The sequence below is a fragment of the Hahella sp. CCB-MM4 genome, assembly GCF_002260525.1.
In the GTDB taxonomy this organism is placed as follows: domain Bacteria; phylum Pseudomonadota; class Gammaproteobacteria; order Pseudomonadales; family Oleiphilaceae; genus Hahella.
The window spans coordinates 107,262-127,811 of sequence record NZ_MRYI01000015.1 but is presented as its reverse complement, the minus strand read 5'-3'; the positions used below and the strand labels follow the sequence as shown (position 1 = coordinate 127,811).

20 protein-coding genes and 2 tRNA genes are annotated in these 20,550 nt (G+C 49.3%); 16 read left to right on the top strand and 6 right to left on the bottom strand.

The window, feature by feature from the left end:
* The first annotated feature begins 70 nt into the window (after window positions 1-70).
* Both BTA51_RS21925 and BTA51_RS21920 read left to right on the top strand, forming a co-directional pair.
* The gene (locus BTA51_RS21925) at window positions 71-715 is read left to right on the top strand and encodes an HAD family hydrolase (protein ID WP_094711223.1); all 645 of its coding nucleotides are present in this window, start codon (window positions 71-73) and stop codon (window positions 713-715) included.
* Between the two features lie 131 nt (window positions 716-846).
* A complete protein-coding gene (locus BTA51_RS21920; RefSeq protein ID WP_094711222.1) occupies window positions 847-1,821 on the top strand; it encodes a S49 family peptidase in 975 nt (324 codons plus the stop codon).
* Window positions 1,822-1,887: 66 nt separating this feature from the next.
* Here BTA51_RS21920 and BTA51_RS21915 read toward each other — a convergent pair whose 3' ends face one another.
* On the bottom strand, window positions 1,888-2,493 hold the full coding sequence (locus tag BTA51_RS21915; protein WP_094711221.1) for a nucleoside triphosphate pyrophosphatase: 606 nt from the start codon (window positions 2,491-2,493) through the stop codon (window positions 1,888-1,890).
* A gap of 107 nt (window positions 2,494-2,600) precedes the next feature.
* Between BTA51_RS21915 and BTA51_RS21910 the strand changes: the two genes are divergently transcribed.
* The 9 genes from BTA51_RS21910 to tmk all read left to right on the top strand — a co-directional run bounded on the left by BTA51_RS21910 (window position 2,601) and on the right by tmk (window position 9,158).
* Window positions 2,601-3,122, top strand: coding sequence for a YceD family protein (locus BTA51_RS21910; protein WP_094711220.1), 522 nt, complete (start codon window positions 2,601-2,603; stop codon window positions 3,120-3,122).
* A gap of 37 nt (window positions 3,123-3,159) precedes the next feature.
* Window positions 3,160-3,339 (top strand): 50S ribosomal protein L32, encoded by a 180-nt coding sequence (gene rpmF, locus BTA51_RS21905; RefSeq protein WP_094711219.1) that lies wholly within the window; start codon window positions 3,160-3,162, stop codon window positions 3,337-3,339.
* A gap of 25 nt (window positions 3,340-3,364) precedes the next feature.
* Entirely contained in the window at window positions 3,365-4,369 is a 1,005-nt protein-coding gene (gene plsX / locus BTA51_RS21900; RefSeq protein WP_094711218.1) for a phosphate acyltransferase PlsX, read from the top strand.
* A gap of 111 nt (window positions 4,370-4,480) precedes the next feature.
* Window positions 4,481-5,404, top strand: a complete 924-nt coding sequence (gene fabD, locus BTA51_RS21895) for an ACP S-malonyltransferase (RefSeq protein ID WP_094711217.1) — start codon at window positions 4,481-4,483, stop codon at window positions 5,402-5,404.
* A gap of 23 nt (window positions 5,405-5,427) precedes the next feature.
* Window positions 5,428-6,159, top strand: a complete 732-nt coding sequence (fabG, locus tag BTA51_RS21890; protein WP_094711216.1) for a 3-oxoacyl-ACP reductase FabG — start codon at window positions 5,428-5,430, stop codon at window positions 6,157-6,159.
* A gap of 146 nt (window positions 6,160-6,305) precedes the next feature.
* Window positions 6,306-6,539 carry an acyl carrier protein gene (gene acpP / locus BTA51_RS21885; RefSeq protein ID WP_020408412.1) on the top strand — a complete coding sequence of 78 codons (234 nt, stop codon included), beginning with the start codon at window positions 6,306-6,308 and terminating at the stop codon, window positions 6,537-6,539.
* Between the two features lie 104 nt (window positions 6,540-6,643).
* Window positions 6,644-7,486 (top strand): aminodeoxychorismate lyase, encoded by an 843-nt coding sequence (pabC, locus tag BTA51_RS21880; RefSeq protein ID WP_094711215.1) that lies wholly within the window; start codon window positions 6,644-6,646, stop codon window positions 7,484-7,486.
* Window positions 7,434-8,513 (top strand): endolytic transglycosylase MltG, encoded by a 1,080-nt coding sequence (gene mltG, locus BTA51_RS21875; protein WP_256385749.1) that lies wholly within the window; start codon window positions 7,434-7,436, stop codon window positions 8,511-8,513. Before pabC ends, mltG begins: the two co-directional genes overlap by 53 nt.
* 18 nt (window positions 8,514-8,531) lie before the next feature.
* Window positions 8,532-9,158, top strand: a complete 627-nt coding sequence (tmk, locus tag BTA51_RS21870; protein WP_094711214.1) for a dTMP kinase — start codon at window positions 8,532-8,534, stop codon at window positions 9,156-9,158.
* Between the two features lie 67 nt (window positions 9,159-9,225).
* Here the strand turns inward: tmk and BTA51_RS21865 are convergent, their stop codons facing one another.
* Complete coding sequence (locus BTA51_RS21865; protein WP_094711213.1) at window positions 9,226-10,434, bottom strand: HD-GYP domain-containing protein; 1,209 nt, start codon at window positions 10,432-10,434, stop codon at window positions 9,226-9,228.
* Between the two features lie 168 nt (window positions 10,435-10,602).
* On the bottom strand, window positions 10,603-13,191 hold the full coding sequence (gene acnB / locus BTA51_RS21860) for a bifunctional aconitate hydratase 2/2-methylisocitrate dehydratase (protein ID WP_094711212.1): 2,589 nt from the start codon (window positions 13,189-13,191) through the stop codon (window positions 10,603-10,605).
* Between the two features lie 454 nt (window positions 13,192-13,645).
* On the opposite strand from acnB, the gene BTA51_RS21855 reads away from it, so the two are divergent.
* On the top strand, window positions 13,646-14,290 hold the full coding sequence (locus tag BTA51_RS21855; RefSeq protein WP_094711211.1) for a tRNA-(ms[2]io[6]A)-hydroxylase: 645 nt from the start codon (window positions 13,646-13,648) through the stop codon (window positions 14,288-14,290).
* A 42-nt stretch (window positions 14,291-14,332) separates the two neighbouring features.
* Here BTA51_RS21855 and BTA51_RS21850 read toward each other — a convergent pair whose 3' ends face one another.
* Together BTA51_RS21850 and BTA51_RS21845 are read right to left on the bottom strand one after the other, a co-directional pair.
* Window positions 14,333-15,067: a UDP-2,3-diacylglucosamine diphosphatase gene (locus BTA51_RS21850; RefSeq protein ID WP_094711210.1), complete on the bottom strand. Its 735-nt coding sequence runs from the start codon at window positions 15,065-15,067 to the stop codon at window positions 14,333-14,335.
* 97 nt (window positions 15,068-15,164) lie between these two features.
* Window positions 15,165-15,662: a peptidylprolyl isomerase gene (locus BTA51_RS21845; protein WP_094711209.1), complete on the bottom strand. Its 498-nt coding sequence runs from the start codon at window positions 15,660-15,662 to the stop codon at window positions 15,165-15,167.
* Between the two features lie 195 nt (window positions 15,663-15,857).
* Here BTA51_RS21845 and BTA51_RS21840 point away from each other — a divergent pair, with 195 nt between their 5' ends.
* Both BTA51_RS21840 and cysS read left to right on the top strand, forming a co-directional pair.
* The gene (locus BTA51_RS21840) at window positions 15,858-17,543 is read left to right on the top strand and encodes a glutamine--tRNA ligase/YqeY domain fusion protein (protein ID WP_210404891.1); all 1,686 of its coding nucleotides are present in this window, start codon (window positions 15,858-15,860) and stop codon (window positions 17,541-17,543) included.
* Window positions 17,544-17,598: 55 nt separating this feature from the next.
* The gene (gene cysS / locus BTA51_RS21835; protein WP_094711208.1) at window positions 17,599-19,008 is read left to right on the top strand and encodes a cysteine--tRNA ligase; all 1,410 of its coding nucleotides are present in this window, start codon (window positions 17,599-17,601) and stop codon (window positions 19,006-19,008) included.
* A gap of 36 nt (window positions 19,009-19,044) precedes the next feature.
* Here the strand turns inward: cysS and folD are convergent, their stop codons facing one another.
* The gene (folD, locus tag BTA51_RS21830; RefSeq protein WP_094711207.1) at window positions 19,045-19,905 is read right to left on the bottom strand and encodes a bifunctional methylenetetrahydrofolate dehydrogenase/methenyltetrahydrofolate cyclohydrolase FolD; all 861 of its coding nucleotides are present in this window, start codon (window positions 19,903-19,905) and stop codon (window positions 19,045-19,047) included.
* 330 nt (window positions 19,906-20,235) lie between these two features.
* Between folD and BTA51_RS21825 the strand changes: the two genes are divergently transcribed.
* Together BTA51_RS21825 and BTA51_RS21820 are read left to right on the top strand one after the other, a co-directional pair.
* Window positions 20,236-20,312: transfer RNA gene (locus BTA51_RS21825), tRNA-Pro, on the top strand.
* Window positions 20,313-20,379: 67 nt separating this feature from the next.
* Window positions 20,380-20,456 (top strand) — tRNA-Arg (locus tag BTA51_RS21820).
* The last annotated feature ends 94 nt before the right edge of the window (window positions 20,457-20,550 follow it).

Sequence of the window (20,550 nt, the reverse complement as noted above, 5' to 3'; positions counted from 1 at the left end):
TATGCTATAAGCAGATAGAGACAAGGCTTGATGGTTATGGTTTTGCAGGTGTTGTTAAAAAAGTAGCTATATGAAATATGAATTGGTGATATTCGATTGGGATGGAACGCTGGCAGACTCAACAGGGCATATTGTCGATTGTATTCGCTATGCCTGTGAAGTAACCAAGGAAGGGTTTCCTGGTGAAGATGCTGCCCGGAATATTATTGGGCTAGGGATGCATGAGGCGCTCCTTCAATTATTTGGTGATAGAACTCCGGAGTTTATTGATACTTTTCGGGCGGCATATTCTGATCACTTCTTTCGCGCACCTATGAGTCGTGACGACTTGTTTGATGGAGCTATCGATACGCTGCAGCAACTCAAGGATCGAGGGTGTCGATTGGCCATCGCCACGGGCAAGAGTCGAAGGGGGATGGATCGGGCGCTCGAGCAATTGGGTATGGGGGAATTCTTCATTGGGGTGAAGTGCGCCGATGAAACCCGTTCCAAGCCAAATCCGTTAATGCTGCAGATGCTGCTTGAAGAGCAAAGAGTTGATCCTGGTCAGGCTGTCATGATCGGGGATACTGAATATGATATGGAAATGGCATTAAAAATCGGTATGCCCCGAATTGGTGTGAACTATGGGGCGCATGATGCCGACAGGCTGCTGTCCTATAGGCCGGAGTCTGTCATTTCCTCGCCAGTGGAGCTGCTGGATATACTGGGGTGAACGGGTGAACGGGTGAACTCTGTTACAGGCTGTTCATGAATAAGTGATTTTAAAGAGTTCGGATATTCAATCAAAGCTGAATTCGCTATTGTAATACGTTGAAAAATCAGGTTTAGGGAAAAAGTTTTTTTATGTACGAATCAGATCAGTCTTCACCTCGTCCAGCAACTGAAAAAGAGTGGCGGCTAATTGAGAAGCTCATCATGACATCGGTCGGTGAGCAGAAAAAAGCCCGGCGTTGGGGGATATTCTTCAAGATTCTGACGTTTGTGTATCTATTCGCATTATTAGTGATCATTTTGCGCCCCGGATTGGGTGGTGGGGTTGCTCTCAAATCAGGGCCACATACCGCGCTTATCGATATTCAGGGAGTCATTGCCGCGTCTGAAGAGGCAAGTGCTGATCTGGTGATAACAGGTTTGCGCGATGCCTTTGAGAAGCCGGAAGCCAAGGCAATCATTCTCCGTATTAACAGTCCTGGCGGAAGTCCGGTTCAGGCGGGGTATATCTATGACGAGATTGTTCGCTTGCGCTTGGAGTATCCAGAGAAAAAGGTGTATGCGGTGATCGCAGATATCGGCGCCAGTGGTGGCTACTACATTGCTGCTGCGGCTGACGAGATATATGCGGATAAAGCCAGCCTGGTTGGCTCGATCGGCGTGACGGCCTCAGGGTTTGGGTTTGTGGATACCATGGAAAAGCTTGGGGTGGAAAGGCGAATATTTACGGCAGGTGATCACAAGACGTTCCTGGATCCATTTCTTCCTGTAAAAGAGGATGAAAAGCAGTTTTGGCAGGAAGTGCTTGATACGACGCATAAGCAGTTTATCGAGCAAGTGGAAAAAGGTCGTGGTGATCGCTTGAAGAAAGGTGATCCATTGTTGTACTCGGGCGTTGTATGGAATGGGGAGCAAGCGCTCGATTTAGGGCTGATAGATGGTCTGGGTAGCAGCAGCTATGTGGCCCGGGAAGTGGTTGGTGCTGAAGATATCGTTAACTATACCCCGCATCCGAATCGTTTGGATGAGCTGTTCAGCAAGCTGGGTACGAGTGTCGGGAAAGGTATTGCCCATATGGTGATGAGTAATTCCGTTCAGCTTCAGTGAAGGTATGGATGGGAGGCGCCGCTGGTATCTGTGCCTCCCATCTTTTTTGCTGGCGTTGACAGGAGGTTAGGGGATATCTATTCCCTCCAGGCGAAGAAAAGATACCAGGTCAATTAAAGGTAGGCCGATCAGGCTGTTAGGGTCTTTGCCGTTAACTGCAGTAAAAAGTGAAATCCCCAGTCCTTCCACTTTAAAGCTTCCGCAGCAATCCAGGGGTTGCTCCCTTTCAATATATCGCTTTATTTGTTCGTCGCTCAGTTGCCTGAAAGAGACCTCTGTTACGTCTACGGTGGTATGAATGGTCCCGGTTGTTGTATTCAGCAGGGTAAGTCCCGTATAAAAGGTTACACTTTGCCCGGAGCACTGCTTTAGCTGCTCGCAGGCGTTATCAAAGGTTCCAGGCTTGGTTAACAGGTGTCCATTCAGGGAGGCTGTCTGATCACTTCCTATAATAAGGTGGCTGGTGAACTGGTCTGTTAGAGATCTTGCCTTGGCTTCGGCGAAATCCCTGGCGATAGTATTCGGCAGTTGGTCGGGGCTGTGAGTCTCTATAAATAAGGGTCTTGCTGTTGTGAATTTCAGGCCGAGCTGTTTCAAAAGATTGGCTCTATATATAGAAGTAGAAGCCAGAACAATCGTTGGTTTGGTAGAATTAGTCGCTGATTCAGTCATGAAAATAGGTGTTTTGCCGGGTTGTACTTAAAAATTAAGGCTGAGTATCAGGATTTTACATACAACTCTTTGACTTTGGCAGGGCGCCTCACTAAAATTGCGCGCTTATGAAAACGCCTGGTATCCCGGAACTTGTAGACCCAACCAAAGGGTGTGAAAAAAGACTCACCTTTGAAGGCTCTGTTTCGACCGAAAATCTTCCCAGATTTACTGAACTGCAGATGCAGGATGTAGGCGAACTGGAGACTGTGAAGGCTAAATATACGTTTGGCCGTGATGAGCAGAATCTGAAAGTGGCGGTTATGTCGTATAGCACGACAGCCAAGTTGCCATGTCAAAGATGTTTGGGAAGAGTCGATTATAAGATCGAAGGTGAAGTGACTCTGGTCTTTTCTGATAGTGAAGATGATCTGGAGATGCTGCCTAAATCTTATGAGCCGGTATTGGTCGAGAATCAGGAAGTGAACCTGTACCAGGCACTGGAAGACGAGCTGCTGTTAAGTTTGCCGATGTTTGCTTATCACGATGATGAACATTGCAGCAGTGAGTTAAATGAAATGAAGAGCAAGGCTGATGAACAACGAGCAGACAATCCGTTTGCAGTTCTCGGCGAGTTGCTCAAGAAGTAGCTGAATTCGCGAATAGAGCTGGCTCAGGAGACTAATAATGGCTGTTCAACAAAACCGTAAAACTCGTTCCAAGCGTGGCATGCGTCGTTCTCACGATGCTTTGACTGCATCTTCTTTGTCTATCGATCCAACCACTGGTGAGAAGCATCGTCGTCACCACGTAACTGCTGACGGTTTCTACCGTGGCAAGAAAGTGGTTGAAACCTCTCAAGACTAATTATTCCAAAACCCCTTCTTGAGTTTTGGAACGCAATATTACTGTTGCAATCGACACGATGAGCGGTGACTTCGGTCCCGCCGTCGTTGTTCCTGCCGCACTCCGTTCTGTAGAAAAGAATCCTTTTGCATCTTTGATCCTGGTTGGTGATGAACCGGAGCTTAGACGTCTGCTTAAGGGACAGAACTGCCCCCGGATAACAATTTGTCATGCCCCTGATGTTGTTCGAATGGATGACAGGCCAAGCCATGCCCTGAGAAAAAAGCAGGACTCTTCCATGGCCGTAGCTCTTGGGCTGGTTCGGGATGGGGAGGCTCATGCGTGCGTCAGTGCAGGCAATACCGGCGCTCTGATGTTGCTGGCAAGGTCTATACTCAAAACTCATCCTGGTGTGGATCGTCCGGCGATCGTCAAGAAAATTCCCTCCCCAAACAACCGTTGTTATGTGTTGGATCTTGGGGCTAATGTGGACTGCACGGCGGAGCATTTATATCAGTTTGCTCTTATGGGGTCGGCATTGGTTGAGGCGGTCGAGAATACGCCCGAACCCAGGGTTGCGCTGCTGAATGTCGGGGAAGAGGATATCAAAGGGAATGAACAGGTGCGCCTGGCTTCCAGAATGCTGGCTGAATGTGAAATGCTAAATTACATCGGCTATGTTGAAGGAGGGGATATCTTCAAGACCATCGCGGATGTTGTGGTGTGCGATGGATTTGTCGGCAATGTCGCTCTCAAATCGGGAGAGGGCGTTGTTGAGTTGATCCTTAAGGTGGTCAAGGGAGCTTTTGAGCGTAATTGGTATAGCCGGTGCGTAGGGTATCTTGCGATGCCGATACTTGGTCGGTTGCAGGCGATATTTGATCCGGCAAGACATAATGGCGCGAGTCTGATCGGGTTGCAGGCGACGGTTATCAAGAGTCATGGGAATGCCAGGGAAAGAGGATTTTGCACGGCGATAGATCAGGCTTTGTTCGAGGCGCAACGTGGAGTGCCGGAAATGATCAACGCCCGTTTGGATGAAATGATCTGATTTTTTGTAGATGAATTCTGTGCATATAAATGAAAGCTATTGTTGGCTACTTTCTGTCATACAACTTTGATCTAATTACTCCCCGAAGAAATCATTGAGTATCATGCGTCCATGACTACAGCAATTCTATTTCCAGGACAAGGTTCGCAAAGTATCGGCATGTTGGCCGACATTAGCGACATATACCCACAAATTAAAGACACCTTTAATGAAGCCAGTAACGCCTTGGGTTATGACCTTTGGCAGGTAGCCCAGGCGGGGCCGGAAGAGCGGCTCAACTCCACCGAGGTGACTCAACCGGCTATTCTGACTGCAAGTATCGCGCTCTGGCGTCTTCTTCAATCAATCAATCCTGTTCAAGTTCAATTTTTTGCAGGCCACAGCCTTGGCGAATACAGTGCCTTGGTGGCGGCTGATGTTATTGATCTTGCGACTGGCGTAAAGCTGGTGGAGCGTCGGGGTCAATTGATGCAGGAAGCGGTGAAGGGGCGTGAAACAGCCATGGCTGCGGTGCTGGGTCTGGATGATCAGACGGTGGTTAAAGTGTGTCAGGTTGCGGCTGGCGGTGAGTGTGTCGAGGCCGTCAATTTTAACTGTCCGGGGCAGGTGGTGATTGCGGGTGACGCTGCGGCAGTGGATCGGGCTATTGAAGGGCTTAAAGATGCTGGTGCCAAAAGAGCTATAAAGTTGGCTGTCAGTGTTCCTTCCCATTGCGCATTAATGAAGCCCGCTGCTGATCTTCTGGCAGATACGCTGGAGACTGTCTCCTTGAAGTCGCCGACCACTCCGATCGTTCAGAACGTAAATGCTGCCGTTTCAGCGGATATGGCGGAGTTGAAAGGAAATCTGATCAAGCAGTTGTACTCGTCCGTGCTCTGGACACAGAGTGTTCAGGGGATGGTGGCGCAGGGCGTTGACCGTTTTTATGAATGTGGTCCAGGTAAAGTGCTTGCTGGATTGGTAAAGAAAGTGGATCGTAGCCTGGATGTTGTCTGTTTGTCTGACGTGGCAGCCTGGCAGTCTTCCGCTGAATAATTGATCTGGATAGAGGAATGACTATGGATAAAGTGGCACTGGTTACGGGTGCGTCCAGGGGTATTGGCGCTGCCATAGCGGATAAGCTTGCCTCTCAGGGATATATCACTATTGGTACCGCTACATCTGAGGGTGGCGCAGCTGCGATTACTGAGCGCCTTGCTGCTATCGGCAAGGGTGCCGGTATGGTTTTGGATGTGGCTTCCACAGATTCTATACAAGCCTGCATGAAGAGTATTGAAGAGCAGTATGGTGCCCCGTCAATTCTGGTAAATAATGCGGGCATTACCAAGGATACTTTGATGATGCGGATGAAGGACGAGGATTGGGATCAAGTGATTCAGACCAATCTCAGTTCGGTTTTCCGTATGAGTAAAGCGGTTATCAAAGGAATGATGAAGGCGCGTTGGGGTCGTATCGTCAATATTAGTTCGGTAGTCGCCTCCATGGGGAATGCCGGGCAAGTGAACTATGCAGCAGCAAAGGCTGGGATCGAAGGGTTGACCCGTTCGATGGCCAAAGAGCTTGGATCGCGCAATATTACTGTTAATGCGGTTGCTCCGGGTTTTATTGAAACGGATATGACCAATGAGTTGCCTGAAGCTCAAAAAGAGGCGCTTCTTGCTGCAATTTCATTGCAAAGGTTGGGAAATCCTGCGGAAATTGCCGGAGTTGTCGATTTTCTGGTATCTGATGCTGCTTCTTATGTCACTGGTGAAACAGTGAATGTAAATGGCGGCATGTATATGTGCTGAGATTGTGGCTTTTTGTCGACAAAGTGATTGAACTGTCGATCACTTGCAGGCAAAGTCCTATTTTAGCTTGATTAATTAAATAGGGTTAAACTAGACTAGCACGCGAACTAAGTGCTTGGTTTGAAACTAGAGTTAGTGAGGAAAATATGAGTACTGTCGAAGAGCGAGTAAAGAAGATTGTTTGTGAACAGTTAGGCGTTAAGGAAGCTGAAGTCCAGTTGACCTCAAAGTTCGTTGAGGACTTGGGTGCCGACTCGCTTGATACCGTTGAACTGGTAATGGCTCTGGAAGAGGAATTCGAAACTGAGATTCCAGATGAGGAAGCCGAAAAGATTACAACAGTACAAGACGCTATCGACTTTATTGTAGCTAATCAATAATCTGAAATCTTTTCACGCCAAGCATAAAGTAGCCGTGTGCAAGTAATTGCAGGCGGCTTTTTTGTTTGTGCGGCGTGCAGGATCTGAGGCAGGGGCTAAAACGGATGTACATGGTAAATGGCGTTTTGACCGATGTATTTCCTGTATCAGATCGTGGTTTGCAGTACGGTGACGGTGTCTTTGAAACTGTACTGATGCATGAAGGCAAGCCTGTATTATGGCGAGAGCATCTCGAAAGGCTTGAGCGTGGCTGTCGTACTTTACGGATTCCCTATGCCGTTAATGATGCTGGATTGTCAGCATCAATAAAGGAGGTGTACGACCGTTACCATCGAGTAGGTGCTCCTTCTGTAGCTCGTTGCGTGATAAAAATCATGATAACGAGAGGTGGTGGGGGAAGAGGTTATCGACCTTCGCAAAACAGCCATCCTTCAGAGATAATTAGTATCCATCCGTTGCCCGAGATTCCTCTGGAGATTTATCAGAGTGGGATTGCTGTTAGATCTTTAAAGGCCTCTGTATCGCAAAATCCAACCTTGGCCGGTCTCAAGCATCTCAACAGACTGGATCAGGTGATGGCTTCCATGGAATTGGGAGAGGATGAATTTGAGGGAATGATGCATTTGCCCAACGGCGATTTGATTGAGGGTACAAAATCAAATGTGCTGGCTAAAATTAATGATCGTTGGGTAACGCCAGAAATTTCAGGTGCGGGAGTCAAAGGAGTGTTGAGGCAATATTTGCTGGCCCGTTCTATTAATTGGGGATTGCCGGTTGAAGAGACTCGCCTAGGTCAGGCAGAATTGGCTGACTTGCAGGCGATGGCCATTATGAACAGTGTTTTTGGTATTATCCCTGTCAATCGATTTAACGAAACTGAATTAGACGTACACAGTGTCCTCCAAGAAGTCCAAGCCAGCGTCCACAAAGAAATCCCGTTCTTTTAGTATCAAGAAGCTAGTTTCTATTAGTCTGGCAATTTGTCTGCTGGCAGTTTTTGCTGCCTTGGGTATTGTTTACCATGGCGTGCAGGAGTTGCAAAATCCCATAGGCATCTCTGAATCTAAGACCTTTGAGGTTGAGAGAGGTGATACCTTAAGGAGTGTTACCCAGAGGTTGGAGGATGAAGGGATAATTGAGTCCGGGTTCTGGTTTTACTGGGTGGGTAGATTCAAAGAGCAGGGGAGGTTGCTGAAGGCAGGAGAGTACTGGTTGTCTCCTGAATATACCGCGATGGGGTTGTTCCCCGTGTTAACCTCAGGGAAAACAGTAAACTACAGTATCACCTTTATTGAGGGGTGGAATATCCGTGAGGTATTAAATGAGCTGGATAATCACCCAAAGCTTGAGCGCCTGGTTCATACAACGGATCCTGCAGAGGTTGCCAAGTTGCTCGGAATGGAATATCCGCATGCAGAAGGGCTCATTTTCCCTGATACCTACTTTTATCGGAAGGGGATGTCCGATCTGGAAGTGCTTCAGCAGGCCTACAGAAAAACCATGGAAGTGTTGTCCCGGGAATGGAAGCAGAAATCACCTGATGCCATTGTAAAGAGTCCCTACGAAGCATTGATTCTGGCCTCTATTGTCGAGAGAGAAACCAGTGTAGATTCTGAAAGAAAAGTTATTGCCGGTGTGTTTACAGAGCGATTGCGTCTCAATATGCGTCTTCAGACGGATCCGACCGTTATCTATGGGTTGGGGGATAGCTATGAAGGGAATATTACCCGCAAGCATCTGAAGCAGGCGACACCCTACAATACCTACGTCATCAAAGGGTTGCCGCCAACGCCTATTTCCATGCCGGGTGAGGCCAGTATAAAGGCGGCGTTGAATCCGGATGTTACCGGTGACTTGTATTTTGTGGCGAAAGGCGATGGCACGCATGCCTTTTCCAAAACGTTGCGTGAGCACACAAATGCCGTACGAGCTTATCAGTTAAAGCGGCGATCTGATTATCGATCTAGTCAGTAGCCTAGTGGAGGGAATTCCTTGAATAGAGGTTTGTTTATTACGGTTGAAGGAATTGAGGGTGCAGGGAAAACCACCAATCTTGAGTTTGTCCGTTCAGTTCTGCAGGAGCAGGGCATGAATGTGGTGACCACTCGGGAGCCTGGTGGTACGCCTCTGGCTGAGGAAATTCGTGAAATGCTTCTGGCACCTCGGGAAGAGCAGGTGTCGGCCAAAGCTGAGCTGTTGATGATGTTCGCTGCCAGGGCTCAGCATCTGGAGCAAAAGGTCATGCCGCTGATCAAGTCCGGGGTTCATGTTTTGTCGGACCGTTTCACTGATGCGACATACGCTTATCAAGGTGGCGGCAGAGGTCTTTCCTGGGATTTGATTCAGCGCCTTGAAAATATCGTGCAGGAAGAGTTTCGGCCGGATTTGACGCTTCTTCTGTGTGTAAATCCTGAGGTTGGTATAGCTCGCGCCCGAAAAAGAGGGGCACTGGACAGATTTGAGCAGGAAAAGCTCGAATTTTACATCCGGGTCCAGGATGCCTACATGAAGCGTGTGGCTGAGTCTCCAGAGAGGTTTTGTGTTATCAATGCGCAGGAGCCGTTGGAAGTGATTCAGCCCCAGATTCGTCAGGCACTCTTGACCAAACTATCTAACTAGATCGGGCTTTAATTGATTTCGCCAAACCCTATAAATTGTGCCGGGCCTGAATACATGAAGTCGGTTTCTAATAAATAAAATCAGCGACTTTGATGCCGTATTGCTTGGGATCCACTGCTTTGACAATGCGGTCCTGAACGCCAGGTTTCGCCAGATCCAGTACTTCAACCTTGATGTAGGTCCTGAATTTTGTGTGGTACATGACGCGGACTGATGGTAGTCGCTGATCAAATTCGTTCGCTTCAATGACCGCTCCCAATTTACCGCTTTCCATAAGGACGAGTGATCCTACGGGGTAAATTCCTATGCAGCGTATAAAATGATGGACCAGAGTGGTATCCAGGTGGTGTTCGGACCATTCAAGGAGTTTTTTGATTGCGGCTGTGGGGGTGATGCCCTGATGGTAACAGCGGTCGGCAGTGATGGCGTCATAGACATCGACAACGGCTGCCATACGGCCAAAGAACGAAATATCATCCCCTTTAAGTCCCTTGGGGTAGCCTGATCCATCAAGCCTTTCGTGGTGTTGGGCAACGACCATGATGGATAATTGCGGAAAGCCATCTATTCCCGAAAGGATGTCCCGGCCTTGGGTGACATGGCTCTTCATGATTTCAAATTCGTCCGGGTTCAGCCGACTTGGTTTGTGAAGAATCTCATCGGGAATTAGGATTTTTCCAATATCATGAAGTAGAGCGCCTACTGCTGCCTGGGTCATGATATTCCGGTCCAGCTCCATTGATTTTCCAAACACAGACATCAATACGCCAAGATTGACGGAGTGTTCCATCAGATAGCTGTCTTTGTCCCGGATGATGCCAAGGCAGGATAGGGCGTTCTGGTTTCTGAAGATTGAATCAATCATTCCGTCCGCAACATCTTCGAACTTTTTGACTTCAATAGCGCGGCCAAGTTTTACATCCTCCATAACCGTATTCACAAGACCGATTGCCTGGTCGTGCAGTTTCTTGGCCGAAACCATTTCGTCTACCATGCTGAAGCGGGGTTTTCCGGCTGGAGATAGGGATGATGCTTTCTCAAGCTTTGCCTGGTTGGCTGAATCAATATCCTGGTAGGTGGGGGCGTGTTTGGCATCCAGGCCTAAAAGTGTGTCGATGTAGACATCCTTTACGCCCAGACTTTTAATCTTTTCGATAACCTCGTCGCTTTTAATGCGTCCCTTTTTGCGAAAGTTGGAGTGGGGAATCCAGTCGGCATTGAGGTCTGAGATGTACATGCCGACCTTTAAATCATCGATTGGGATTCTCTTGATCATAGAGATTGGCGGTCCGCTAGAGTGAGAGCAGTGATCCTTATTATCTTCAATGTAGATAAATAAGCCTGACCTCGCCAATTTATACGGGAGTGGATATTGCTGATGTGGGGGAGGTAAGCATAAAAAAGCCCCGAATTTTCGGGGCTTTTGGCAGGATGTGCTGACTAGTTACGCGTCAACAGCAGCTTGTGCTGCTTTGTTCGTGTAGTCTTCCATTTTATCGAAGTTCAGGTAGCGGTAAATATCAGCAGACATGCTGTTGATGTTCTTCGCATACTCCATGTACTCACCAACGGAAGGCAGTTTTCCTAATACAGCGCCAACAGAGGCCAGTTCAGCCGATGTCAGGTAGACGTTTGCTCCATCGCCCAGACGGTTAGGGAAGTTCCGGGTAGAGGTGGACAGAACGGTTGTGCCCGGTGCTACACGAGCCTGGTTACCCATGCAGAGTGAGCAGCCCGGCATTTCGGTGCGTACACCAGATTTGCCGTAGACGTTGTAGTAACCTTCTTCCATCAACTGAGCCTGGTCCATCTTGGTCGGGGGAGACATCCATAGACGGGTCTTCAGCGGCTCCTTGTTTTGTTCAAGGAGTTTGCCGGCGGCACGGAAGTGACCGATGTTGGTCATACATGAGCCGATAAACACTTCGTCAACTTTATCGCCGGCAACGTCAGACAGCAATTTTGCGTCGTCAGGATCGTTCGGGCAGCAGACGATGGGTTCTTTGATTTCAGACATGTCGATCTCAACCACGTGAGCGTACTCTGCGTCACTATCTGCGCGCATCAGCTCTGGGTTGGCCAGCCATTCTTCCATCGCTTTGGCGCGACGCTCCATGGTGCGTGGATCGCCGTAACCTTCGCTGATCATCCAGCGTAGCATCACGATGTTGGACTTCAGGTACTCTGCAACTGAGTCTTCGCTCAGGGTGATGGTGCAACCGGCAGCGGAGCGCTCAGCTGAGGCGTCTGACAGTTCGAAAGCCTGTTCTACAGTCAGATCTTCAAGACCTTCAATTTCCAGGATGCGGCCAGAGAATTCATTGATCTTGCCTTTCTTCTCAACGGTCAGAATGCCTTGCTTGATGCCGTAGAATGGAATGGCATGAACCAGGTCACGCAATGTGATGCCAGGCTGTCTTTCACCCTTGAAGCGCACCAGGATAGACTCTGGCATATCCAGAGGCATAACGCCTGTTGCAGCGGCGAATGCCACAAGACCGGAGCCGGCTGGGAAAGAAATGCCCATTGGGAAACGGGTGTGAGAATCACCGCCGGTACCAACAGTATCCGGTAGCAGCATGCGGTTCAGCCAGGAGTGGATAATGCCGTCGCCGGGGCGCAATGCGACGCCGCCGCGAGTACGGATGAAATCCGGAAGGCTATGCTGCATTTCCACGTCAACGGGTTTGGGGTAGGCAGCAGTGTGACAGAACGACTGCATAACCAGGTCAGCAGAGAATCCGAGACAGGCAAGGTCTTTCAGCTCGTCACGAGTCATTGGACCGGTAGTGTCCTGTGAGCCGACAGTCGTCATTTTCGGTTCGCAGTATTGTCCTGGGCGAACGCCATCAACACCGCATGCTTTACCGACCATTTTCTGAGCCAGTGTGTAGCCTTTGGTGGAACCGGCAGGATCCACTGGACGACGGAAGGCGTCTGAAGCAGGCAGGCTCAATGATTCACGGGCTTTATCAGTCAGACCACGACCAATGATCAGAGGGATACGGCCGCCGGCCTGAACCTCGTCAAGAATAACCTCTGACTTGAATTTGAATTCGGATAATACTTCACCGGATTCAGACAGAATTTTGCCGTCGTATGGACGAATCTCGATGACGTCGCCCATGTTCAGTTTGTCGACCGGTGCTTCGAAAACGAGGGCGCCGGCGTCTTCCATCGTGTTGAAGAAAATCGGGGCAACTTTGCTGCCGATACAGATGCCGCCAGAACGCTTGTTTGGAACGCCGGGGATATCGTCGCCGAAGAACCAAAGTACAGAGTTGGTTGCGGACTTACGTGAAGAGCCGGTACCTACCACATCACCGACAAAGGCCACTGGAAGGCCTTTGGCTTTCAGCTCTTCAATTTGTTTCATTGGTCCGACGGTACCGGGTTCGTCCGGGGTTAGACCTTCACGAGCCATTTTGTAGGCTGCGCGTGCATGTAGCGGAATATCCGGGCGGGACCAGGCATCTGGAGCTGGCGACAGATCGTCCGTGTTGGTTTCACCGGATACTTTGAATACGGCTACCTTAATGCTTTCCTGAACGGTCTTGCGTTTGGTGAACCATTCGGCATTTGCCCAGGAGTCCAGAACAGCTTTGGCATTGGCGTTACCGGCGTCCGCTTTTTCTTTAATGTCATGAAAAGCGTCAAACACCAGCAGGGTGTGTTTAAGTTCTTCTGCCGCCAGTGAAGATAGTTCGCTGTTGTCCAGAAGCTCAACCAAAGTGGCGATGTTGTACCCACCCTGCATCATGCCCAGCAATTGAACGGCTTTTTCTTTGGAGATTAACGGAGATGAGGCTTCGTCTTTAACGATTGCTGACAGAAAGCCTGCCTTAACGTAAGCGGCTTCATCAACACCCGGTGGAACACGGTTTTCCAAGAGATCCAGAAGAGTCTGCTCTTCACCGGCAGGAGGATTTTTCAGCAGTTCAACGAGACCGGCGGCCTGTTCTGCGTTTAGGGGTTTGGGAGGTACGCCTTCTGCGGCGCGTTCTTCTACATGTTTACGATATGCTTCAAGCACAATTAAACCCTCATCAGTTACTATAGCCGTCCTTTTGGGACGATGTTGTAAGAAGGATGACCACTAAGGAGTCACTGCACAGCACATGAGCGCTTTTGGCGAGCTGATCTTGTTGTAAATTCTAGTTTTTCTCTGAATTTCAGTGACATAGGCTTTGCAGTAACCCCTACATGCACACCAGAAATCGGGAACCGTATTCTACGGCATCAGGCAGTTAAAGTTAAGTTGAGAACTGCGATAAGTATTTACACTAACGTCGAACTACGGCCGATGATAACCGGATGGTGGGAATTTAGCCGCAGGCGGGTATATAAAGCAAATAAATGACATAAATGGGTGGAATAAGCAGGATCTATAAAGGGTGTTTTTCGTACGATTGCGGATATGTGCTGAGTAAAAGTTTGCTATACTCCGCGCCCCTTGAAACTAGCGAGCACTAATGGCCGGAGCTGGAATGACGGTAGATATTCCCTTGGATATTGAACAATTTCTTGGTTGTAAAACGCCGGAGGCGTGGTTGCAGTTGGCTGCATCCCGTGTGCCTGAACTGTTGGTGGATCATGCCCAGTGCGAGAAAAAGGCCGCATCGTCTGCGTTACAGTTGATGTTTCGTTATCCGGATGATGAAGAGATGGCCAAGCGGATGTCCAAGCTCGCCAGGGAAGAGTTGCGTCATTTTGAGCAGGTGCTGAAATTGATGCAGGCTCGGGGTGTCGCGGATCGCAAGCAGACCGCCGCCCGCTATGCCGCAGGGTTGCGCGAGCATGTCAGGAAAGGTGAGCCGGACCGATTAGTGGATATGCTGATTATCGGTGCCTTTATTGAAGCCAGATCCTGTGAACGCTTTGCGGCTCTGATACCTTATTTGCATGAACTGGATACGGAATTGGCCCAGTTTTATCGTGGTCTGCTTGAATCCGAGGGGCGGCATTACCAGAACTATCTTAAGCTGGCTGAGCAGCGTGTCGGTGGAGGGAGTGCACAATCCGGCCGTGAACAAGTGTTTTCTGAAAGGATTGAGTTCTTTCGGCAGGTGGAAGCAGAGCTAATCGCATCGCCGGATGAAGAGTTCCGCTTTCACAGTGGCTGCCCGGTATAACCGGGCGGAATGGCCGCCATGCAAATTTTTTGCAGGCGCTGCTTAATTCAAATCTGACTTGTTCAGATGGATCAAGTCGATTGAGGAGTCTTCAGCCAGAATGTAATTGGTGGAATCATGCCAGTCACCTAGCACTATTCGCTGAGCGCTTTTATCATCCAATTCAACTGTATGTACCATCGGACGGTGAGTGTGGCCATGAATCATCAAGTCCACTCCGTGCTCGCATAAAGCCTTCTTCACTTCTTCCTGATTGACATCCATGATCTCGGCAGCCTTCTGCTGGTTTTTGGCCATGCTCAATTGTCGCATCTGCTCGGCCATTTTCTTTCGGTCTGCCAGTGGGCGGCTGAGTACTTGCTCTTGCCACGCAGAGCTGCGGGCAAAGCCTCGGAATTTCATGTACTCCTTGTCGTCTATACACAAATAGTCGCCGTGAGAGATCAGTGCTTTTCGGCCATTGATATCAATGACTATCGGGTCATCCAGCAACTTCGCGCCGCATTGTTCGGCGAACTGATGGCCTATCAGGAAATCCCTGTTGCCGTGCATTAGAAAAATCTCAGTGCCCTGATTTGCCAGAGCAGCCAGTCTATTTGCCACTTCTATCTGCAGGGGGGTCTGTTCGTCATCGCCAATCCAGGCTTCGAAGAAGTCTCCAAGAACAAACAGGCGATCCGCTTCAGGCGCAATGTGTTTCAAAAACAGGAAGAAAAACTCGGTGATTGCCGGAGCGCTTTCGTCCAGGTGGAGGTCGGATATGAATAATTGTTTCATGAATAAAGGATAAGTCTATTGGGGCGTGCGGGAAAGCGCCGTACATTGAGGTGCGATGCTTCCCGCAAATTTGCCGCCAGTTGGCTGGCTTTAGCCGCTACTCTTCAATCAGTGTGGCGGATTCAATGATGACGTCATCTTCAGGAACATCCTGGTGCATGCCCTTGAAGGTCGTGCGTACTTGCTTGATCTTGTTAACAACGTCCATACCTTCGACAACTTTACCGAAAACAGCGTAGCCCCAGCCTTCGGTGGTTTTGGCTGTGTAGTCAAGGAAGCCGTTGTCAGCCACATTGATAAAGAACTGAGCGGAGGCGGAATGTGGGTCCATGGTGCGAGCCATGGCAACTGTGCCGGTCATATTGCTCAGGCCGTTGTCCGCTTCATTTTTAATAGGATCCCTGGTCTGTTTGGGGAGCAGTCCTGGCTCGAATCCGCCGCCCTGAACCATGAAATTAGAGATGACCCGGTGGAAGATAGTGCCGTCATAGAAGCCATCTTTGACATACTGTTCGAAGTTCTGGGCGGTGTTCGGGGCGTTGTCGTGATCCAGTTCGATCTTGATGTCGCCGAAATTGGTTTTAAGAAGAATCATCGGGTTTCCTGTGTCGATTATTGGAGGGCGCCTGTGAATAAGCTGTCTTATTCTTTGTGATAAACCTGGATTTTAATGCAATACCGGTGTTTGCCGAAAGCGGGAATTGATCTGTTCTGAGGTTGGCTAAAGAAAAAGGCAATGCCTATAATAGCGGGTTTTTGGATCTTTACCGCTTATTCCCTAAGGGCTTATATGACTGTGTCAGACACAAAACTGCCTTCAAGCTTTATTACGCAAATAGTTCAGGACGATATCGCCGGCAACGTTCATGGTGGAAAAGTGATTACCCGTTTTCCTCCAGAGCCTAACGGATATCTGCATATCGGGCATGCCAGATCGATCTGGCTGAATTTCGGCATTGCTGAAATGTTCGGTGGCGAATGTAATCTCCGCTTTGACGATACCAATCCGGAAAAGGAGGAGCAGGAATATGTTGATGCAATCAAAGCAGATGTCCTCTGGCTGGGGTACAAATGGGCCGGGGAGGTTCGTTATGCGTCCGACTACTTCGATAAGTTTTACGAGTGGGCGCTTCATCTGATCAAGGCCGGTAAGGCCTACGTCTGTCACCTCAGTGCAGAGCAGGCTAGTGAATACAGAGGTTGGGCGACCAAGCCGGGCAAAGAAAGTCCATACAGACAGCGCACGGTTGAAGAAAATCTGGAATTATTCGAGAAAATGCGCGTAGGCGCTTTCGCAGAAGGGGAGTGCGTCTTGCGGGTCAAGATCGATATGGCTTCTCCCAATATGAATCTGCGGGACCCTATTCTTTATCGGATTCGCAAGGCGTCACACCATCAGACTGGTGATAAATGGTGTATCTATCCCAGCTATGATTTTGCCCATGGACAGGAAGATGCTATTGAGAGCGTAACGCATTCTATCTGTACCTTGGAGTTTCGCGATCACCGGCCTTTATATGACTGGTTTATTGAGAACCTGCCGGTGCCCAGTCGTCCGCGCCAATATGAAATGGGGCGTTTGAATCTCAGCTATACAGTGACTAGTAAGCGTAAGTTAAAGTTATTGGTGGATGAGAAGATTGTCGACGGTTGGGATGATCCACGTATGCCGACGATATCCGGGATGCGTCGTCGCGGCTATACACCTTCGTCATTGCGTAAGTTCTGTGAAATGGTGCCGGTTAGTGACAAGAACAACAGTGATGTTGACTTGGCTATTCTGGAGCGTGCGGTCCGGGATGATCTTAATGAGAATGCTGCGCGGGCGATGTGTGTCATGAATCCTCTCAAAGTGACTATCACTAATTTCCCGGAAGGGGAAACTGAGGTGATGAAAGCTGCCTGTCACCCGAATAAGCCGGAGATGGGGGAGCGGGAGTTACCATTTACCAGAGAGCTATACATTGAGCGGGATGATTTTAATGAGGATAGCTCATTGTCTCGTAAGAAATTCAAGCGGCTCGTGCTGGGAGAGTGGGTAAGACTGCGCAGTGCCTACATCATTCAGGCGAATGATGTGGTGAAAGATGATCAGGGTGAGATTGTCGAAATCATTGCCTCTCTGGTGCCTGGGACGGTGGGGGAAGATGCGCCGGAGGGTGTTCGTCCTCGCGGGGTTATCCACTGGGTATCCGCCAGTCAATGTGTTGAAGCGCAAGTCAGACTGTATGATCGCTTGTTTGTGAATGAAGCGCCGGATCGAGTGGAAGGTGAGTTCAGCGATCAAATCAATCCTGAAAGTCTGAAGGTTGTTAAGGGGTATCTGGAGCCGGGGGCTGCTCAGGCTGATCCGGAGACTCATTTTCAGTTTGAGCGTGAAGGTTATTTTGTGACTGATCGTCATGATCATTCGCCGGAATCACCGGTGTTTAATATGACCATTGGTTTGAAAGAAACCTGGGCGAGTAAGAACTAAGTTAAGGGCAGTCTTTGATAGTCTTGGATAAAGGCTGCCGGAAAAGGGCAATAATATGGCTTTGAAAGTGTTTAACTCTTTGAGTGGGCAGAAAGAGACGTTTGTCCCCAAAGAGGAAAAGAAGGTGAAAATGTATGTCTGTGGTATGACTGTATATGATTACTGTCATCTCGGGCATGCCAGAGTATTGGTGGCCTTCGATGTTATTACCCGCTATTTGCGTGCACAGGGGTATGAAGTGACCTATGTGCGCAACATTACTGATGTGGATGACAAGATCATTGCCAGGGCTGCTGAAAATGGCGAGCCGGTTGAAGAGCTGACCGAGCGTTTCATCAAGGCAATGCATGAAGATGAGGCTGCACTTTCGGTTCTGCGCCCTGATATTGAGCCGAGAGCTACGGGGCATATCAAAGAAATTATTGATATGACGGCGACTCTGTGTGACAAGGGTTATGCCTATCATGCGCCGAATGGTGATGTTTACTATGCGGTGGACAAGTTTGCGGACTACGGCAAGTTGAGCAAAAGAAAGCTCGATGAGCAGCAGGAGGGGGCTCGGGTCGAGGTTGACGAAAATAAGCGTAACCCCTTCGACTTTGTGTTGTGGAAATCTGCCAAACCAGGGGAATTGAGCTGGGACTCTCCATGGGGGGCTGGACGTCCGGGTTGGCATATAGAATGTTCGGCTATGTCTACCAACTGCCTTGGGGATTCATTTGATATTCATGGTGGGGGGCCGGATCTCAAGTTCCCCCATCACGAGAACGAGATTGCCCAGTCTGAGGCTGCAACCGGATGCCAGTATGTGAATTACTGGATGCACGCTGGGGCTGTAAGGGTAAATAAGGAAAAGATGTCCAAGTCTTTGGGTAATTTTTTCACCATTCGGGAAATACTCGAAAAGTATCCGGCCGAGGTGGTGCGTTATTTTATCGTTTCCAGTCACTATCGCAGTGCTATCGATTACTCTACTGATGCATTGGCTGAAGCTGAAAAAGCGCTCGAAAGGCTTTATACCTCGCTGAGAGGTGTGGAGTTGTCGGGTGGGTCTGTGGCTGAGTTGCCTGATGTGCAGGAATATTTTGCACGCTTCAATGAGGCGATGGATGATGACTTCAATACAGCGGGCGCTGTTGCCGTATTGTTCGAGCTGGCCAGGGAAATTAATCTGGCTAAGCGCAGCGGGTCCGAAGCTTCTGGGAAAAAAGAAACGGTCTTGGCGAGTGCTCTAGTCGAGCTGGGCAGTGTTCTGGGAATATTGCAGGAAAACCCGGATGCTTTTCTGCAGGGCGAGGTTGAAGGTGAGTTATCTGTTGCCGACATTGAGGCAATGATCGCTCTCAGAAATCAGGCGCGGCAGGATAAGGATTGGGCAGAATCAGATCGTATCAGGGATGAGCTCAAGTCCAAAGGCGTGGTTTTAAATGACTCCAGAGAAGGGACGACCTGGCAGAGAGGCTAATCCTCTGCCAGGGATAGTTGGCATGGAAGCCTGATATTAGCTCTTGTGTAAGTGATTAGCTGCGTAAAGCGTATTTTCCATTAAGGTGGCAACAGTCATTGGGCCAACTCCTCCTGGTACGGGAGTTATCCAGCCGGCTCTTTTTGCCGCCTCTTCAAATTCCACATCTCCCACCAGGTTACCGCTCTGAAGGCGGTTGATGCCGACATCAATGACTACAGCGCCGGACTTTATCCACTCGCCCTTAACCAGGGCCGGCTTGCCGGCAGCTACGACGACTATATCTGCATTTTTGACTTTTTCAGGCAGGTTAAGAGTGAAGCGATGGGTGATGGTGACAGTGCATCCGGCCAGTAGTAGCTCCATGGCCATGGGCCTGCCCACGATATTGGAAGCGCCTACAACGACCGCCTCTTTTCCGCGAAGCTCAATGCCTGTTGTGTTCAAAAGGGTCATGATGCCTTTGGGAGTGCATGGCCTAAGAAGAGGCATTCTCTGAACCAAGCGTCCAATGTTGTATGGGTGAAAGCCATCAACATCCTTATCCGGACGAATTTCCTCCAGAATTGACTCTGCATCTATATGGGAGGGTAAGGGGAGCTGTACCAGGATGCCATCAACACTGTCGTCTTGGTTGAGTTCCTCTATGAGTGCCAGTAGTTCGTCCTGGGATGTGCTGCTGCTGAGATTGTGTTTAACCGAATGAAAGCCTACTTCTTCACAGGCCTTGGTTTTGTTCTTTACATAAACCTCTGATGCGGGATCGTTGCCAACCAGAATCACTGCCAGTCCGGGAGGTCTGAGTCCTTGCTGAATTCGTTTTTGTACGCCCAGGGAGACATGTTTGCGGACATCTGCTGCGACTTGTTTGCCGTCAATGATCTTTGCGGTCGTCATAATAGTAGAAGCCTGTATGTGGAAGGGGGAAGGCCTTAAGTCCCTTTTGTCGGGAACAGTTTGGTGTTGTTCCCGTTGGTGCCTGTTATGCGTTGACCGGCATCTCCAGATAAAAATGTGGTCGCTGATATCAGGCTGAAACCTGTCCCGTTAATAACAATTGAAAACGAGGGCGCATATTTTACTTAAATTGAAGTAAGTCTCAATCTATAGCTGATAAACGGTGTGGAACGGTTAACTAAACAATTTCCAGAAATGTGGTTGACGCCTCCAAAAACCGCGGGTATTATTCGCGCCAGCTTTCGCTAGAGACTCCTGGTTTCGATAAGGCGGGGTATAGCGCAGTCTGGTAGCGCGCCTGCTTTGGGAGCAGGATGTCGGGAGTTCGAATCTCTCTACCCCGACCACTTTTGTTGTCTTTTTGAGTTATGAGAAGATGGAGAAGTGGTGGTCGATGTCGCAGAAGTCTGAAGAGCGCTCGTAGCTCAACCGGATAGAGCATCGGCCTTCTAAGCCGAGGGTTGCAGGTTCGAGTCCTGCCGGGCGCGCCATTTGATCTTTTGGGTCTTCTGGTGAAAGTGTGTGATTGATAAGTTGTAGAGCTGTATGAGTGTTGCTGTAAGGTGATGCTGATTTCTAAGGTGG